The sequence below is a fragment of the Streptomyces sp. NBC_00996 genome, assembly GCF_045162675.1.
Taxonomy (GTDB): domain Bacteria; phylum Actinomycetota; class Actinomycetes; order Streptomycetales; family Streptomycetaceae; genus Streptomyces.
In genome coordinates, this window is record NZ_CP108723.1 from 8,550,200 (window position 1) to 8,566,667 (window position 16,468).

Here is a 16,468-nt window from a genome sequence, read left to right on the forward strand (position 1 = left end):
AGGCGCAGGTGGGTGCCGGTGAAGGTCCCGGTGCAGGTGCCGGCCGCGCACTTGGGGTTCTTCAGTGGTGTTCGTGACGGCGAGCGTGCCGGTCGCGGCCTTGGCGGTCACCGAGGTCTTCGCGCCCGATGACGGCGAGGCGGAGGCGTTGGAGGCGGAGGCGGCCGGCGTGCCGCTCGCCCTGCCGTTCGCCGAGGCGGAAGCGGATGCGGCGGTCTGGGCGGACGGGATGGCGGACGCCGCGGCCGAGGCGCCGCCCCCGCCGCCGTTCGTCGTCGCGGTCGCGTACCACGCTCCGGCCAGCAGGGCCACGGCCGCGAGCGAGCCCACGACCGGCTTACGGGCGATACGGCGACGGCGGTGCGTCGTCGTGCCGCGACGGCGGTGCGTCGTGGTGCGTCTTGCGTTGGTCATGCCGGGTAGTCGCCGCAGACGGGTGCGAGGTTGCCGCACTTTTCGTGGGTACGGTTCGGCGGCCACCGAAGTGTTCCGCCTCTAGCGTTTCGACATGACCGATTCCCAGAGGGAAGCACCGGCAGAGGCGGTCGTCGCCATGGTCGACCACGTCCTCGACCTGGCGGCCACCTGGACCGCCTGGGACGGCAAGCCCGCCCACGTCGACGACCGCGTCTACACCCCGCACAAGGCGATCCGCCGGGTCGCCGATCATCTCGTCGACCACCTGGCCGAGCTGGAGGCCCGGCTCGTGGGCGAGGAGCCGCAGCCCGACCGCTGGCACGCGTCGGCGAGCACCACGGAGGCGGACCTCGTGCCGTTCACGCGGGAGGACCTCGACGAGGCGCGCAGCCGGCTCACACGCCTTGCCCGTATATGGGCGAACCGGCTCGGCGAGCTGACCGACGAGCAGCTCGACGACTCGCCGGGAGAGGGCTGGACGTTCCGCGAACTGGCCACGCACCTCAAGGGCTCGACGTATTACGCGGATGCCGTCGGGAGGCAGGCATGACCCCCTTCTTGCCTGAGCGACGCCGACCGGATCACCGCCCTGGTGAAGACCCTCGACGTGCCGCTCAACATCCTCTACTCACCCATGGGGCCCACCGTCGCCCAACTCGGCGATCTCGGCGTACGCAGGGTCAGTCTCGGCTCCCTGCTGTACCGCCGGGCGCTGGGCGCGGTCGTGGACACCGCCGTGGACATCCGTGCGGGACGGTCGCCGCGAGGCGTCACGCCGCCTTACGCGGAGGTGCAGGCGCTCAGCGCAGAGGTCCCCTGGCGAGTCGCGCCGTGACGCCCTCGAGCCCCATCGGGTGACCGGCTCCACCAGGAGTCAGCAGCACTGGCCCGCTGCCGCGCACGTCGTAGTGGAGGTCACTCATGATCGACGTCCTCCGTCCGTGGCCAGTGCTCCAGAGCCACGTGCAGGGCGTCCAACGCGCGCTCCCAGGACGCCTGTACGTCACGGGGAGCGCCGAATCCGCCGATGGATTCGAGGTGGCAGTAGCCGTGAAAGGTGCTGCGCAGCAGGCGTACCGCGTCGGTGAGGTCGGGCTCGGACAGCCCGTACGCGCGCAGCATGCCGTACGTGACCTCGGCGGTGCGCCGGCCCGCGTCGGACTCGGCGGCGACGGCGGGGTCGAGCTGCAGATGCGTGGCCCGGTACCGCCCCGGCCGCTCCAGCGCGTACTCCCGGTAGGCGCCCGCGAAGGCGACGAGCGCGTCCTTGCCCGCGCGCCCGGCCACCGCGGCGGCGATCCGGTCGATCATCTCGCCGGCCGCGAGGAGCGCGATCCGCTCGCGCAGTTCCCGCACGCTCTTCACGTGCGAGTACATACTCGCGTCCTTCACCCCGAACTGCCGCGCCAGCGCGGACACGGTGACGTTCTCGAAGCCGACCTCGTCCGCGAGGTCGGCCGCCGCCTCCACGACACGTTCGGTCGTGAGCCCGGCACGGGCCATGTGTCACCACCTGCTGCTCGGCTGAACCTAGGGTATCTAGGTGACAACCTGATGCACACAGGTTTATGGCGGTGAGAGGAACTCCTCCACCGCCGCGCAGAACTCCGCCGGGCGTGCCGCGTGCACTCTGTGGCCTGCGGGGATCGTGACGAGCCGACCGCTGGGAAAGCGCGCCGCCATCTTCGCCATCTCGTCCTGGGGCAGATGGCTCTCGGGGCCGCCCGCGATCACCAGAACGGGGGCCCGGACCGTCCTCTGAGCGTCCTGCCATGGGTGCGGGCTGCGGCCATGGCCACGCAGGTCCGGCACGAACACGCGGTGGCTGCCGGCGAAGTGGGCCGCCACCTCGTCCCACGCCGTGCCGTCCGAGGTCAGCCCGTGCAACAGCACGAGGGGCGGGGCCTCGGGGTTCCCCGACTCCCGGTAAGCGAGCCGCACTTGATCAGCCACGCGTGGCGAACTCCAGGAAGTCCGTCCACGTGGTGGGGGAGAGGGTGAGCTGGGCGCCGCGGGTGTTCTTGGAGTCGCGGATGTGGATGGTGGCGGGGCAGGTGGCGACTTCGAGGCAGTCGCCGTCGCTGCCGCTGCTGTAGCTGGACTTGCGCCAGGAGAGGGCCACTTCGACGCAGTCGTCGCCGTCGCTGCCGCTGTAGCTGCTCTTGAACCAGGCCAGCTCCGTGCTGCTCATAGCGCTCCTCGCATCCGCTCCAGCAGGCTCCGGGAATCCTCCGGGGTGAGAGCCTGTGAGCGCAGTTTCGCATAGCGTGCGTGGAGCACACTGATCGATTTCGGGTCGGCGATGAACTGACCGCTGCGCTGCCCCTCGCTATAGCCGAACCACTCGTTCTCCGGAGTCTCCAGCAGCTGGATGGGGCCATCGAGACCGGCGTGGGCTTGGAGCGTCATGGGCAGCAACTGCACCTCCACGTTGCGCTGTTCGGTGACCGCCAGGATGGAATCGATCAATCCGCGCGTGACCTCTGTGCCGCCTGTTCCTCGCGTGAGGATGAACTCCTCGACGATGAAGCTGAACGCCGTGTTGGGCCGCTCCCCGAGGAGAGACTGGCGCTCCAGGCGAGCCGCGATCTGGGCCTCGATCTGCGAGTCCGTGAGCACGGGTACCCGCTCGCGGAAAAGAGTGCGTGCATACCCCTCCGTCTGCAACAGCCCCGGAATCAGCCGGTTCTCGTACGTGTAGAGGCTGATCGCCTGCTCCTCCAGCTCCGCCCACGGCCGGAACCAGGACGCCAGGCCCTTCTCCCTCCCCGCGTGCTTGTACACCCCCTTCAGGACTCCGAAGGCGTCCAGGACCTCTTCGGCGCGATCGACGAACCGGCGATGCGGGAAGCGTCGCCCCTGCTCGATCGACGCGACCGTGGACGGCTGGTACTGCACGAGCGGCGCGTACTCCTCCTGTGTGTATCCCGCCCGCTTGCGGAAGGCCTTGTGGACCGCCCCGAACGCCTTCAGAGTGTCGGGCGGTTCGGTCTCGGTCGCGTTGTCGATGCTGATGGTGCTGTCGGTCATGCCGGGAACCCCCGAGCTTCTTGCTGCCAACCCCGCCGAGTCACAAAGGGTTACGCACGGTGACCGGGACTGTCCAGTCAGTGAACTCGTACACCGCGCTTTGTACGAGTGGCGGAGCTGGTCGACCCCCGTGCTCTACGGGACCGTTGTCGCATGTCAGGAGAGACCCAAGCCCAAGTAGCCGTCACCGTACGCACGTTCACTCAGCTCTACAGCTCCACCCCGCGAGGGGCCCGGCTCGCGCGGCGGCTCGTCGCGCATCGGATGGAGGCGTGGGGGTTCGCGTACGACAGCGAGGCGAGCGAGAACGTGACCCTCGTCGTCGCCGAGCTCGCCGCGAACGCCGTGCGGCATGGGCGCGTGCGCGGGCGCGGCTTCCGTGTGCGGCTGTTGCTGGGCGACGGCTTCGTACGTGTGGAGGTGGCCGACGGGCGGACGGACCGGCTCCCCGTTCTCCAGGAGCCGTCGGACGACGAGGGCGGGCGCGGACTGCTGCTCGTCGCGGCGATCGCGGAGCGGTGGGGAGTGGAGCCCCGCACGGGAGGGGCGTACAAGGTCGTCTGGGCGGAAGTCCGGACGCAACGGGCGGCCTGATGATCAACTCGCCTGCGATCGGCGCCAGTTGCCCCGCTCAGGTCGCCCGGTGATCAGGCACCGGCTTTCCCCTGTTCATGTTTCGCATCGAATCTCCTCGTGACACGCGTCCCATGGGGTGGCGCGCGACTCAGGAGGCGGTCATGGGGCACACGCACGGACACGAGCACGGGCATCACCACCATCACCACCACGAGGAGACGAGCGACTCCCCGCTCCCGGCCGCCTTGGACACCTCCGTGCCCGACGAGGTACTCACCCCCGACCAGCAGTCGCGCCGCTCGATGCTGCGCCGCGCGGGTCTGCTCGGCGCGGGCCTGGCCGCCGGCAGTGTCCTCGCGCAGGGGGCCGGCAGCCCGGTGTACGCCTCCTCGGACAGCCGCCGGAAGAACGGCTTCCTGTGGCTGTCCGGCGACCACCACATCCACACCCAGTACAGCAGCGACGGCAAGTACCGCGTCGGCGACCAGGTCCGCCAGGGCGCCCGGCACGGCCTGGACTGGATGGTCATCACCGACCACGGCAGCGAGACGCACGCCAAGATCGGTGTGGAGAAGGTCAACCCGGACATCCAGGAGGCCCGGGACGCGTACGAGGACACGCTCGTCTTCCAAGGTCTGGAGTGGAACATCCCGGCCGCCGAGCACGGCACGGTCTTCGTCCACCCCGGCAAGAACGAGGTCGCGGTCCTCAAGCAGTTCGAGACCGACTACGACGGCAGCGTGAAGGGCGCCTCCGACTCGACGCCCGCCAACGAGGCGCTCGCCGTCGCGGGCCTCAACTTCCTTGCGGAGCAGGTCGAACGGCGCAAGGTCAAGGACGCCCTGATGCTCGCCAACCACCCCGCACGGCGCGGCGTCGACTCGCCGCACGAGATCCGCGGCTGGCGCGACGCGACCGCGCCCGGCCGTCAGATCGCCGTCGGTTTCGAGGGTGCCCCGGGCCACCAGGCCGCCGGTATCGCCACACCGCTCGGCATGGGCCGGGCCCGAGGCATCTACGACAACAGCCCGAGCGCCGGCTCCTTCGCCGGGTACCCGCTGGAGAGCTACCGCACCTGGGGCGGCTTCGACTGGATGACCGCCACGGTCGGCGGCCTGTGGGACAGCCTCCTCGCCGAGGGCAAGCCCTGGTGGATCACCGCCAACTCCGACTCCCACCAGGTCTACACGGACACCGCCGTACGCGGCGGCCCGGACAGCGACTTCACCGCCAACGGCAAGCACACCGACCCGATCTACGGCGGCAAGGTCGACCTCACGCAGGGCGACTACTGGCCCGGCCAATACAGCCGTACGCACGTCGGCGCCGACGGATTCTCGTACGCCGCCGTCATGGACGGCATCCGGGCCGGACGCGTGTGGGTCGACCACGGGCAGCTCCTCAGCGGACTCGACGTACGGGTCGCGGGCGGCAGCCGCTGGGCCACCCTCGGCGGCGCGCTGCACGTGAGGAAGGGCACCCGGGTCACACTGGCGGCGGAGCTGGGACTGGCCGGCGGCCCCAACTGGGCCGGTTTCGTACCGAAGGTGGCGCGCGTCGACGTCATCCAGGGCGATGTGACGGGCGCGGTCTCGGACCAGGACACGTTCACCGCTCCCACCGCGAAGGTCGTCCGGTCCTACGAGGTGAACAAGTCCACCGGCACGGTGCGGCTCACCTACGACCTCGGTGCGGTCGACCGCCCGGTGTACGTCCGTCTGCGCGGCACCGACGGCAACCGCTCCGCCGTCGGCCTGATGGGCGCGGCGGTCGACCCGGCGGGCCCGGCCGTGGACGTCGTCGGCGACGCGGATCCGTGGAAGGATCTGTGGTTCTACTCCAACCCCGTGTGGGTCCTGCCGTCGTGACCGAGCGGTACGCGTTGTACGTCGTCGGAGTCGACACCGGCCTCGTGGGAGCCCTGCAGGAGGCCGACCACCTGCTGCGCGGGCTGGCTGTCGAACTCGGCGCGGCCGAGGACGTGTTGGGCTGCACGCACCATGTACGCGACGGGGGGCGCCCGCACACGGCGCTGTCCTTCGCCGTGCCGTCGGAGCGTGCCGCCCGCGCGGCTTTTCGGCGGCTCGCGGAACGGGAGTTCGGTGTCGCCCTCGGCGCCGAGCGGCACGGTCCCGCCGACCTGGCCGCCGGAGCCGCCCGGGCCGCCGCCGAGCACGCGGCGCGCACGGGTGGCCGTGCCGTGCTGTACGGCGGGTCCGAGGCCCTCACCGGCACGGTGACCGTGGCCCGGCTGCTGGCCGGCTCCGCCGTGGACCGGGTCGCCGTACTCGGCGCGCCCGACGGTCCCGAGCCGGAGCGGCGGATCGTCACGCGCGACCACGTACGCCCGGAGTGGCGCGAGGGGCACCTGGTCCTGACGACGATGCCGGCCGCGGGCGGGACGCTGGTCCCGTTCGAGGTGCCCGAGCCCACGCCCTGCTGCGCGGACCACTGAGGGCGGACGACGGGAGGCAGCGGGCGGTCGAGGGCAGTCGGCTGGAACTGTGGTACACGTTCCAGCCGACGTTGCTCCCCCACGAGTCACGCTGTTGATCAGGACCACGCGCTCGGCGAGCCGCCCGACCTCGGTCATGTCGTGCGTGGTGAGCAGCACCGTCCGGCCGCGCTCCTCCACCTGGTGCTTGAGGAAGCCGCGCACCTGCTCCTTGACCACCACGTCCATGCCGATGGTGGGCTCGTCGAGGAACACCACCGGCGGATCGTGCAGCAGGGCCGCGGCCAGGTCGCAGCGCACCCGCTGGCCCAGGGAGAGGTGGCGTACCCGGGTGTCCCAGAAGGAGGAGAGGTCGAGCAGCTCGTCGAACTCGTCCAGCCGGGTGCGGTGTTCACGCTCGGGCACTCCGTAGATGTCGCGCAGGATCGCGAAGGACTCGCGCACCGGCAGGTCCCACCACAGTTGGGTGCGCTGTCCCGTGCACAGGATCAGCGCCGCCGCCAACACGGCACACGCCCCGAAGACGTACCCGTAGTCGTCGGGACGCACCCACGCGATGAGCGCGGGACCGAGCACCGCACCGATGCCGAAGTGCGCGTTCAGCACATTCAGCACGGCCGTCGAACGGTCGCCGAAGCCGACCGCGAAAAGCTGATTGAGACCGTAGTCGATACCGCCGAAGCCGAGGCCGCCGAGGAAGGCGGCAGCGAGGGCGGAGGGCCAGTTCGGCGCCAACGCGAAGCCTGCGCCGCCCGCAGCCATCAGCGCGTAACTCGCCGCCACCAACGCTCTGTTGCTGAACCGGGAGTGGATCGCGTTGAAGGCCAGGACGCCCGCGACCCCTCCCGTGAAGTGCAGACTCAGGCCGAGCCCGGCTCCGGAAGGAGACAGGCCGAACTCCTCGCGCAGGCCCGGCACCGCGGGCCCGTAGAGCGCCTGAAGCATGCCGATGAGGACGAACGCGACGCAGGACGCGGCCGCGGCCGGACGGCTGAAGAGCCGGCCGGCCGCAGTCCGCGTGAGAGTGTCAGCCATGGATCTCCGAGAAGACGAAGGAGAACTCCGCGGGAGTGGCCCGCAGTTGGTACTGCGGCAGCGCGCCGGGACCGCACGACTGCGAGCCGATGCCCTGCTGTCCGTGGTCGAGGTTGACCCAGACCGTGTCGCCGGGCGCCAGGTCCGTCAGATGCTCGGCGGCGTCGAGCTGCTCGGTCGTCCAGCGACGCGCGGTGAACCAGAAGGACGGATCACCCTCGACGCGCAGACCACCGATCTCCGCCCAGCGGACATCGGCCCGGGCGCCGTTCTCCTGCGGACGCACGTACGGTGTCTGCAGTTCGTCGACCGTTGCCTCCCAACGTGCCACCCTGGAAGCCGACTTGGTGTCCGGATATCCCTCACCGGGGCCACCGCCGAACCACTTCACCCGGTCCGCCGAGCCCGAGAGCCCCAGGCGAATCCCGAGCCGCGGCAGTGGCAGCGTCCAGTCGCCCTCGGGCGCCACGGACACGGTCAGCCGCAGCCGCGTCCCGTCGGACGTCCACCGGTACACCGTGCACAGGCCCACCTCCCAGGCGGCGGGCGCCACCCGGGTGCGTACGGTCAAGGCGTCGTCGCCCAGCTCCACGGCATCCAGCCGGTGGCGCATCCGGTGCAGGCCCAGCTTGCGCCAGAGCAGGCCGTAGCGCTCGTCCGGCTGCCAGTGCGCGCCGTTGTCGTTGTCCGTCGGCGCCCGCCACACGTCCAGGCGCAGACCGGTGACGTCGACCCCGCCGATCGTCCGCAGCGCACCGGTGCGGGTGTCGAAGGCGGCCGGGCCGAGGGTGATCTGCCGCCCGCCGAGCACCGGCCCGTCGGACTGTGCCACGCGTGGCACGGCGCGTTCAGCGACCGGAAGTTGAGCCCAGGCGACCTCGTGACCCCGCGGCGCCCACGACGTCCCGGCGGCGAGCACCGCGCGCACCGTCCACTGTGTCTCGGCCCCGCGCGCGTCGGCGGGCGGCGTCGGCAGCTTCACCTCGGCCGACTCGCCGGGGCCGAGAGCGGGCACCGTCAGTGCACCCGTCTCGACCGTCTCGCCGTCGACCAGGTAGGACCACTCGAAGGCGAGCGCCGAGAGATCCGCGAAGTCGTAGGCGTTCGTCACGCGCACGGTCCCGTCCGCGCCCTCACCGAGGATGCGAACCGGTTCGATCACCTTCTTGTACTCGGCGAGCCCCGGTGACGGTGTCCGGTCCGGGAAGACCAGCCCGTCGCAGACGAAGTTCCCGTCGTGCAGCTCCTCGCCGAAGTCGCCGCCGTACGCGAACCCGTACCGCTCGTCCTTGATGCCGTGGTCGATCCACTCCCAGATGAAGCCCCCCTGGATGCGGTCGTACGACTCGAAGAGTCGCTGATAGTCGGCGATGCCACCGGGGCCGTTGCCCATGGCGTGCCCGTACTCGCAGAGGATGAAAGGCAGTTGACGCCGCTTCAGCGTGCCGCCGTCCAGGCCCCGGGCGATCCGCTCGACCTCGGCGTGGCTCGCGTACATCCGTGCGTACACGTCCGTGTCACGGCAGTCGATGTCCCCCTCGTAGTGGATCAGCCGGGAGCCGTCCCGGCCGCGAATCCACTCGGCCATGGCGGTGAGCCCGCGCCCGGTCCCGGCCTCGTTGCCGAGGGACCAGACGACGACGGACGGGTGGTTCTTGTCGCGCTCGACCATGCGGGCGGCGCGGTCGAGCAGCGCCGGGGTCCAGCGCTCGTCGTCAACGGGGTTGTCGCGCCAGGCCTGTTCGGTGAAGCCGTGGGTCTCCAGGTCGCACTCGTCCATGACCCACAGGCCGTACTCGTCGCACAGGTCCAGGAAGGCCGGGTGCGGCGGGTAGTGCGAGGTGCGGACCGCGTTGATGTTGTGCCGCTTCATCAGCAGCACGTCCTCGCGCATGGTCTCCAGATCGAGGGCGCGGCCCGTCTCCGGATGCCACTCGTGGCGGTTGACGCCCTTGAAGAGGACCGCCTTGCCGTTCACCTTGATGAGGCCGTCGGCCAACTCGACCGTGCGGAAGCCGATGCGCAGCGGGACGCGTTCGCCCTCCGTGGCCAGCACGCCGTCGTACAGATGGGGGTCTTCGGCCGTCCACGGCCGGACCGCGACGGTCACCGACTCGCCGGTCGCGAGATCGATGTCCAGGGCCGGCACGGTCACCCGGCCGTCGACGTCGGAGTCGACGCGCAGCGCGCCTTCTCCGGTGAGGTGGTCGTACGACGCGTGCACGAAGAAGTCGAGGACGCCGCCCGCCGGGCGGTGCAGCAGCGTCACGTCACGGAAGATACCCGGCAGCCACCACTGGTCCTGGTCCTCCAGGTAGGAGCCCGCCGACCATTGGTGGACCCGGACGGCGAGCACGTTGCCGCTCGGCTTCAGCAGGTGCCCGACCGCGAACTCGTGCGGCAGCCGGGAGCCCTTGAACTCGCCGATGTCCGTCCCGTTGAGCCAGACGCGGGCGCAGGACTCGACACCGTCGAAGCGGAGGACTGCGCCGCCGTCCGAGGGCCAGTCGGACGGCAGGTCGAAGACCCGCAGATGATCTCCGGTCGGGTTCTCGGTCGGCACCCGCGGCGGGTCGACGGGGAACGGGTAGAGATGGTTGGTGTAGATCGGCGCACCGTGGCCTTGGAGCACCCAGTGCCCGGGGACCGAGACTTCCGCCCAGTCCCCGGCGTCGTAGCCCTGCTCGGCGAACGAGTCGTCCTCCGCGTCCGCGGTCATGGACAGCCGGAAGCGCCAACTGCCGTTCAGTGACAGGGACTTGGCTTCCGAGGGCGCGTACCAGGCCCGCGGCGGCAGCGCGCCGCTGCCGGGCGAGACGTTCTCGACGTAATCGATGGAAGATGGAGGTCCCCCCTGGTCGAGCGAAGCCGAGAGCTTGGGGGAGGTGCGGAAAGACATCGGTCTCCTAGCTCAGCCCTTGATGCCGGTCTGCGCGATCCCCTGCACCAGCCAGCGCTGGAGGAAGAGGAACACGAACAACAGGGGCAGGATGGAAATGGCGGTCGCCATGAAGATCAGGTGGTAGTTGACGGTCTGGTTGGTCATGTACGAGGAGAGCGCGACCTGGACGGTCCAGGCGCTCGGGTCCTGGCCGATGACCAGCGGCCACAGGAAGGCGTTCCAGCCGTTGATGAACGTGATCGTCGCGATCGCGGCGAAGAAGTTCAGCGAGTTGGGTACGACGACCCGCCAGTACGCGCCCCAGTAGCCGAGCCCGTCCACGCGTGCCGCCTCCTCCAGCTCCCTCGGGAACCCGAGGAAGTACTGCCGGAAGAGGAAGCAGGTGAAACCACTGAAGAGGCCCGGAATGATGAGACCTCGGTAGCTGTCCACCCAGCCGAGGGACGAGACCAGCACGAAGCTCGGGACGAAGGTGACGGCGGCCGGAACCATCAGGGTGAACAGGACGGCGTAGAAGATCTTGTTGGTGTGCCGGTAGGGGATGCGGGCCAGGCCGTAGCCGGCCAGCGAGCACACCAGCAGGGTGCCGATGGTGTGCAGGGTGCCGACGACCAGGGAGTTCACCATCGACTGGCCGAAGTCGACCGTCGTGTCGTGGAACGGCTCGGTGATGTTGCTCCACTGGATGTCCGTGGGGAAGAACTTCCAGTTCTCTCCGGTGATGTCGGGGTCGGTGGAGAGGGCGTTGCGGACCAGTAGATAGAAGGGGACCAGGAAGAGGAAGGCGGCGATGCCGGTGCCGATGTACAGGCCGGTGGAGCTCATGACGCCGCCGCGCCTGGAGCGGCGTGGCCGGGTGGCCGACGTTCCGGTCTTTCTCACCTCGGGTGTGGTCGTGGTCACTTGGACTCGTCACCCCTTCCGAAGCCCATGATCTTGCCCTGGAACAGCGTCACGACGACGATCAGCAGCGTCAGCATGACCGCGCCCGCGCTGCCCGCGCCGTAGTCCTGGTTCTGGCCCAGGGCGGTGTAGTACAGCTCGACGAGCGGCGGCCGGCCCCAGGTGGTCTTCGACAGGAGGTTGAAGAACTCGTCGAAGGCCTGGTAGGCGGCCACGAGCAGCAGCAGGACCACGGCCGTCGAGGTCGCCCTCAGCTGGGGGAGTGTGATGTGGCGGAAGGTCTGCCAGCCCGGCTTGGCGCCATCGATCGCGGCGGCCTCGTAGAGCTCCTGCGGGATGTTCTGCAGCGCGGCCAGGAACAGGATCATGTAGAAGCCGGACTGCAGCCACAGGCGCGCGGTGAGGATGACCAGCCAGTACCAGGGCGGGTCGGGGTTGGCGAGCCAGGCGGTGTTCTCCACGCCGAACCAGCCGAGGACGGTGTTCGCCAGGCCGAAGCGGACGCCGTTGAAGATGGACATCTTCCAGATCAGCGAGGCGGCGACATAGCTGCACGCGGTCGGCAGGAAGAAGACCGAGCGGAAGAAGGCGCGCAGGAAGCGCAGCCGGTTCACCAGCATCGCCAGGCCCAGCGAAAGGGCCCAGGTCGTCGGCACGATGAACGCGGCGAAGACCGTGAAGGTGCCGAGGGCTCCGACGAAGTTGTTGTTGTCCAGCATGAACCGGTAGTTGTCGAACCCGACGAACTTGTCCGGTGTGACGGTGAAGCGCGCCTCGAAGAAGCTGAGCCAGATGCTCCAGCCGATGGGGACGTAGACGAAGATCACCAGGCCGATGAGGAACGGGCTGGTGAAGAGCCAGAAGTTGAAGGTGCGGCTGCCCCGCAGACCCCGCCGCGGCCGGCCCTTGGAGGCTTTGGCCGGGGCGGGGCGCGCGAGGTCGCGCGTAGTGGTCGTCGACATGTCTCGGTCCGTCCGGCGGTCTATCCGAAGAGCTTCTTGAGCTCGCGGTCGACCGTCTTGTCGGCCTTGTCGAGAGCGGCCCCCGGGTCCCTTCCCTTGCGGACGGAGTCGGCGAAGACGTCCTCGAGGGCGGTGATCATGGCCTGGGTCCAGCCGATGTTGTCGAAGTGGCCGTACTCGTTGAAGAGCTTGACGCCCTCGGCGGGCAGACCCGACTTGAGCTTGGTGGCGGACTGGGCGATGGAGGTGCGGGGCGGGATGTGGAAGCCGTACGAGGTGGCCCAGTCCTCCTGGTACTTCTTCTGATCGATCCACAGCCACTTCACGTACTCCTTGGCCAGGTCGACGTTCTTGCCCTTGGCGTTGACGAACATCGACCAACCGCCGTTGTAGACAGAGGGCTTGCCGTCGTCCGTGACCTTCGGGAAGGGGAAGATCCCGATGTCGTCGCCGAGCGTCTGCTGGAACTGCGGCATCGCCCACATGCCGCAGAACTGCATGGCACACAGCCCCTGGTTGAGCGCGGAGGGGTCCCAGTAGTCAGCGGGGGCGTCGAGGAGCAGGTCGCCGCTGGTGAACAGCTTGCGCATCTTCTTGATGCCCTCGATGACGCCGTCGGTGTGGTAGGCGATCTGGTTCTTCTCGTCGAGGGTGTCGGCGCCGGCCGACCAGATCATCGGGTTGATCACGGCGTGCAGGTCGTTGCCGAGGAACAGGCCCTTGACCTTGCCCGTGGTGAGCTTGGCGGCCGCTTCGATCAGTTCGTCGAGCGTGGTCGGCACCTTCACGCCGGCCTTCTCCAGCAGCGAGGGGCGGTAGAAGAAGAACTGCGGGTCGTCGATCATCCGGACGCCGTATATCTTCCCGTCGACCGTGTGGGACTTGATGTCGGCCGGATTGAAGTCGTCCTTGACCGGGTCGATGATGTCCGTCAGGTCCGCCACCTGGCCGCTCTTGACGAGCTGGATCTGCGGGTGGAACTCGAAGAGGTCGGGTGCGTTCTTGGTGAGCAGCGTCGCGAACAGCTTGCTCTCGAAGTCGGAGCCGGTGATCCACTGCGTGGTCACGGCGGCCTTGTCGTAGGCCTTCGCGTACTTCTTGATGGCCTGCTCCGTGCCGGACTCGCCGTAGGCGTGGAAGTACTGCACCAGGCTCTTGCCCGAACTCCCACCACCGGAGCGCCCGTTGTTGCTGCCGCACGCGGCCAGCGCGCCGGCGGCGGACAGGCCCGCGGCGGCCCGGAGTACTGATCGGCGGTCCCAGTTGCTGCTCATTGCCGACATGGTGACGTCCTTGTCTCGAGTACGGCTGCGGCTCGAATTCGCTGTGCGGTGCGGGACGTTAACCTTCGCCTAATGCTTCGGCAAGGGGTTGGACGAAGTCTGTTCGAAGCGTTGTGCGTTGTTCGGGATACCGGACGTGAGGGAGCTGCGGGCCGCCGTATCAGCGGCCCGCACTGCTGACTCCCCTTGATGCGTTACTGCTTGGACCAGGTGGTGCGCTTGGCGGGTCGCTGGCCGACCGACTGGAGTGCCCCTTCCAGGGCGAACGTCGCGGCTCCGAGGCAGACCGGATCGGTGGGAATGGGGGACAGGACGATCTCGGTGGCCGCGTACGGCCGTTTCAGCGCGTGCCGGGCGACGGCCTCGCGCACCTCGTTCAGCAGCGGTTCGCCGAGCGTGGCCGCGACCCAGCTGCTGAGCACCACCACCTCGGGGTTGAGAAGGTTGACCAGGTCGGAGATTCCGGCACCGAGGTAACGGGCGGTGTCCCGCACGACCTTGAGCGCCACCGGATCCAGCGCGGCGACGCCCTGGGCGAGCGCGTCGATCGTGGCGGTCTGGTCCTCGGGGTGCAGCAGCGTGCTGCGGGGGCTCAACTCCCGCAGATTCAGCATGATTCCGGGCGCCCCCACATACGTCTCCACACAGCCGTGGTTGCCGCAGTGGCACAGCCGCCCGTCCAGGACCAGCGTCGTATGGCCCCACTCGCCGGCGCTGTTGCTGACTCCGCGGTGCAGACCGCCGCCGAGCGCGAGCCCGGCGCCGACACCCGTGCCCAGATTGACGACCACGGCGTCCCCGCGCCCGCGGGCCGCGCCGAACCAGAGCTCGGCGACGGCGCAGGCGCGCAGCGGATTGTCGAGATAAAGGGGGTAGGCGATGTGCTCGGCGAGCAGGTCGAGCAGCGGCACGTCGTGCCAGTCCCAGTTCGGGGCGTACTCGCAGACCCCGCCCTCGCGGTCCACCTGGCCGGGCACGCTGACGCCTACGCCGAGGACGCGCGCGCCTTCGACGCCGGCCTGCGCGACCACCGAACCGACGGCCGCCGCGACATGCCCGACGACCTGCTCCGGTCGGCTCTCGCCGGGGCGCATGTCCTCGTCGGCGCGGGCAAGCACGTTCAGCGCCAGGTCGAACAGCTCGACGCGTACATACGTCTCCGCGATGTCGACGCCGATCAACGCGCCCCCCGCCGCGTTGACGGCGACGAGGCCCCGCGGGCGGCCGCCCGCGGAGTCCTCGAAGCCGACCTCGGTCAGCATCCTCAGGTCGAGCAGCTCACCGACGAGCGTGGCGATCGTGGCCAGACTGAGCCCGGTCGCTGCCGCCAACTCCTGCCGGGAGGTGGGCGATTCGGCGATGATCTGGCGCAGCACCTCGTAGCGGTTCGCGGTGCGGATGTCGCGTGATGTGCCGCGCCTCATTGGACTCCCCCGGCCCCTCCAGGTCATGCCCGGGACCCCTCGGCCCCGGCGCCGGAAAAGGCTATGGCCTGTGAGGGAATTTCGACAAGGGGTTAGGAAATGGGGTGGAGAAAGTCCCCCACGAAGGCGTTGGTGAACGTGCCGGCCGGATCGAGCGACTCCACCAGCGCCCCGAACTCGCCGACCCGCGGATACCGCCCGCTCAGCACCGTCGGCGGCACCGTGAACACCTTGCCCCAGTGCGGCCGGGGATCGAACGGCTCCAGTGCCTCCTCGACCTGCCGCACCACCGGCAGTACGGCCTCGGTGTCCGCCACCCACGTGAAGTGCAGCGCCACCGTATCCCGTCCGTACGCCGGGCTCAGCCACTGGGGGTCGGCGGCCACGGTCCGCACCTCGCAGATCTGCAACACCGGCGCGATGGTCCCGCGGATCGCGTCGAGGGCGTGCAGCGCGGCCGTGGCGTCCGAGCGCGGCAGCAGATACTCGGACTGCAACTCGGCCCCGCTGCTCGGGGTGAACTCGGCCCGGAAATGCGGGAGCCGCTCGTGCCAGGGGCCCGGGACGCCGAACTGCTCGGTGCAGTTCCGCGCGGGCATCCCCGGCACCGGGTGCATCGCCTCGGTCGCCGGCGCGGCCCACGGGAAGTCCGGCAGCGGCTGGTCGGTGCGCCGCTTGAGCCACACCTGACGAAAGCCCGGCCGTCCCCAGTCGGTGAACAGACTCACGCTGTACGCCGTCGCCGCGACCGTCTCGAAGTCCAGTCCCGCCAGCGGGAGTTCGGTGAAGACGTGCTGGCTCACCTCGAACTCGGGCTCAAGGTCCAGGGTGAGCGCGGTGACGACACCGAGCGCGCCCAGCGAGGTCACGGCTCCGTCGAAGCGCTTCTCGCCCCGGCCGATCGTCACGATCGAGCCGTCCGCGGTGACGAGCTCCACCTCGTGTACGGCGGAGGCGAGTGAACCGTTCGTCACCCCCGAGCCATGCGTGCCGGTCGCCACCGAGCCGGCCACGGAGATGTGCGGCAGGGACGCCATGTTGTGCAGCGCGAACCCGTGCTCGTGCACCCGGCGGGCGAGTTCGGCGTACCGGACGCCGCCGGAGACCCGTACCGTACGGGCCGTCGTGTCGACGTCCACGGCGGGTGGCAGACCGGTCAGGGAGAGCAGTACGCCGTCGGCGCCCGGCTCGGCGATCTCGTTGAAGGAGTGGCCGCTGCCCAGCACCCGCACCCGGGCGCTGTCCGCGACCAGTGCTCGGAGCGCTTCGAGCGAGTGCGGCCGGTGCAGTTCCTTGGCCGTGTACGTGATGTTGCCGGCCCAGTTGGTCAGGGTCTCTGTCATCCCTGTCGTCCCTCCCCGGGAAGTCGCCGTCCGCGGCCGGTTTTCGGCGGCCACCGGGGGACGGTACCTCGCCGGGAGGTCCACCCCGCCGGCCCGTCCATTGACCCTCTCACATGGCCACTTCTACGGTGGAGAGCG

At 69.6% G+C, this 16,468-nt stretch carries 14 protein-coding genes and 2 pseudogenes; 5 read left to right on the plus strand and 11 right to left on the minus strand.

Going from position 1 to position 16,468, the window contains the following annotated elements:
- Positions 1-73 precede the first annotated feature (73 nt).
- The 3 genes and pseudogenes from OG390_RS39800 to OG390_RS39810 all read left to right on the plus strand — a co-directional run.
- The gene (locus tag OG390_RS39800) at positions 74-499 is read left to right on the plus strand and encodes a hypothetical protein (RefSeq protein ID WP_406174717.1); all 426 of its coding nucleotides are present in this window, start codon (positions 74-76) and stop codon (positions 497-499) included.
- A gap of 9 nt (positions 500-508) precedes the next feature.
- Positions 509-967, plus strand: coding sequence for a hypothetical protein (locus OG390_RS39805; protein WP_406174718.1), 459 nt, complete (start codon positions 509-511; stop codon positions 965-967).
- A 12-nt stretch (positions 968-979) separates the two neighbouring features.
- A pseudogene (locus tag OG390_RS39810) lies at positions 980-1,252 on the plus strand (isocitrate lyase/phosphoenolpyruvate mutase family protein); the annotation flags it as partial.
- An 80-nt stretch (positions 1,253-1,332) separates the two neighbouring features.
- Here OG390_RS39810 and OG390_RS39815 read toward each other — a convergent pair.
- The 4 genes from OG390_RS39815 to OG390_RS39830 all read right to left on the minus strand — a co-directional run bounded on the left by OG390_RS39815 (position 1,333) and on the right by OG390_RS39830 (position 3,447).
- Positions 1,333-1,920, minus strand: coding sequence for a TetR/AcrR family transcriptional regulator (locus OG390_RS39815; protein ID WP_406174720.1), 588 nt, complete (start codon positions 1,918-1,920; stop codon positions 1,333-1,335).
- A gap of 63 nt (positions 1,921-1,983) precedes the next feature.
- On the minus strand, positions 1,984-2,370 hold the full coding sequence (locus OG390_RS39820; RefSeq protein WP_406174722.1) for an alpha/beta fold hydrolase: 387 nt from the start codon (positions 2,368-2,370) through the stop codon (positions 1,984-1,986).
- Complete coding sequence (locus OG390_RS39825) at positions 2,363-2,608, minus strand: DUF397 domain-containing protein (RefSeq protein ID WP_406174724.1); 246 nt, start codon at positions 2,606-2,608, stop codon at positions 2,363-2,365. The genes OG390_RS39820 and OG390_RS39825 overlap by 8 nt, the downstream gene beginning before the upstream one ends.
- Positions 2,605-3,447 (minus strand): Scr1 family TA system antitoxin-like transcriptional regulator, encoded by an 843-nt coding sequence (locus OG390_RS39830; RefSeq protein ID WP_406174725.1) that lies wholly within the window; start codon positions 3,445-3,447, stop codon positions 2,605-2,607. Before OG390_RS39830 ends, OG390_RS39825 begins: the two co-directional genes overlap by 4 nt.
- 153 nt (positions 3,448-3,600) lie before the next feature.
- Between OG390_RS39830 and OG390_RS39835 the strand changes: the two genes are divergently transcribed.
- Together OG390_RS39835 and OG390_RS39840 are read left to right on the plus strand one after the other, a co-directional pair.
- Positions 3,601-4,041, plus strand: a complete 441-nt coding sequence (locus tag OG390_RS39835) for an ATP-binding protein (protein ID WP_406174726.1) — start codon at positions 3,601-3,603, stop codon at positions 4,039-4,041.
- A 143-nt stretch (positions 4,042-4,184) separates the two neighbouring features.
- The gene (locus OG390_RS39840) at positions 4,185-5,891 is read left to right on the plus strand and encodes a PHP domain-containing protein (RefSeq protein WP_406174728.1); all 1,707 of its coding nucleotides are present in this window, start codon (positions 4,185-4,187) and stop codon (positions 5,889-5,891) included.
- 680 nt (positions 5,892-6,571) lie between these two features.
- Here the strand turns inward: OG390_RS39840 and OG390_RS39845 are convergent.
- The 7 genes and pseudogenes from OG390_RS39845 to OG390_RS39875 form a co-directional block, all read right to left on the minus strand.
- Positions 6,572-7,513: pseudogene (locus tag OG390_RS39845) on the minus strand (MFS transporter); the annotation flags it as partial.
- Positions 7,506-10,412, minus strand: a complete 2,907-nt coding sequence (locus tag OG390_RS39850) for a glycoside hydrolase family 2 TIM barrel-domain containing protein (protein WP_406174730.1) — start codon at positions 10,410-10,412, stop codon at positions 7,506-7,508. The gene OG390_RS39850 and the pseudogene OG390_RS39845, both read right to left, overlap by 8 nt.
- Before the next feature lie 12 nt (positions 10,413-10,424).
- Entirely contained in the window at positions 10,425-11,318 is an 894-nt protein-coding gene (locus OG390_RS39855) for a carbohydrate ABC transporter permease (RefSeq protein WP_406174732.1), read from the minus strand.
- Positions 11,315-12,280, minus strand: a complete 966-nt coding sequence (locus OG390_RS39860) for a carbohydrate ABC transporter permease (protein WP_406174734.1) — start codon at positions 12,278-12,280, stop codon at positions 11,315-11,317. The genes OG390_RS39855 and OG390_RS39860 overlap by 4 nt, the downstream gene beginning before the upstream one ends.
- A gap of 20 nt (positions 12,281-12,300) precedes the next feature.
- Entirely contained in the window at positions 12,301-13,563 is a 1,263-nt protein-coding gene (locus OG390_RS39865; protein WP_406174735.1) for an ABC transporter substrate-binding protein, read from the minus strand.
- Positions 13,564-13,757: 194 nt separating this feature from the next.
- Positions 13,758-14,987: an ROK family transcriptional regulator gene (locus OG390_RS39870; protein WP_406174737.1), complete on the minus strand. Its 1,230-nt coding sequence runs from the start codon at positions 14,985-14,987 to the stop codon at positions 13,758-13,760.
- 92 nt (positions 14,988-15,079) lie between these two features.
- Positions 15,080-16,330 carry an FAD-binding protein gene (locus OG390_RS39875; protein ID WP_406174738.1) on the minus strand — a complete coding sequence of 417 codons (1,251 nt, stop codon included), beginning with the start codon at positions 16,328-16,330 and terminating at the stop codon, positions 15,080-15,082.
- Between the last annotated feature and the right edge of the window lie 138 nt (positions 16,331-16,468).

Excerpts from the sequence above, each read along its gene's own strand:
- OG390_RS39840 (WP_406174728.1), top strand. The coding sequence starts at position 4,185 with ATGGGGCACACGCACGGACACGAGCACGGGCATCACCACCATCACCAC.
- OG390_RS39870 (WP_406174737.1), bottom strand. The coding sequence starts at position 14,987 with ATGAGGCGCGGCACATCACGCGACATCCGCACCGCGAACCGCTACGAG.
- OG390_RS39860 (WP_406174734.1), bottom strand. The coding sequence starts at position 12,280 with ATGTCGACGACCACTACGCGCGACCTCGCGCGCCCCGCCCCGGCCAAA.
- OG390_RS39805 (WP_406174718.1), top strand. The coding sequence starts at position 509 with ATGACCGATTCCCAGAGGGAAGCACCGGCAGAGGCGGTCGTCGCCATG.
- OG390_RS39830 (WP_406174725.1), bottom strand. The coding sequence starts at position 3,447 with ATGACCGACAGCACCATCAGCATCGACAACGCGACCGAGACCGAACCG.
- OG390_RS39815 (WP_406174720.1), bottom strand. The coding sequence starts at position 1,920 with ATGGCCCGTGCCGGGCTCACGACCGAACGTGTCGTGGAGGCGGCGGCC.
- OG390_RS39835 (WP_406174726.1), top strand. The coding sequence starts at position 3,601 with ATGTCAGGAGAGACCCAAGCCCAAGTAGCCGTCACCGTACGCACGTTC.
- OG390_RS39825 (WP_406174724.1), bottom strand. The coding sequence starts at position 2,608 with ATGAGCAGCACGGAGCTGGCCTGGTTCAAGAGCAGCTACAGCGGCAGC.
- OG390_RS39875 (WP_406174738.1), bottom strand. The coding sequence starts at position 16,330 with ATGACAGAGACCCTGACCAACTGGGCCGGCAACATCACGTACACGGCC.
- OG390_RS39865 (WP_406174735.1), bottom strand. The coding sequence starts at position 13,563 with ATGTCGGCAATGAGCAGCAACTGGGACCGCCGATCAGTACTCCGGGCC.
- OG390_RS39850 (WP_406174730.1), bottom strand. The coding sequence starts at position 10,412 with ATGTCTTTCCGCACCTCCCCCAAGCTCTCGGCTTCGCTCGACCAGGGG.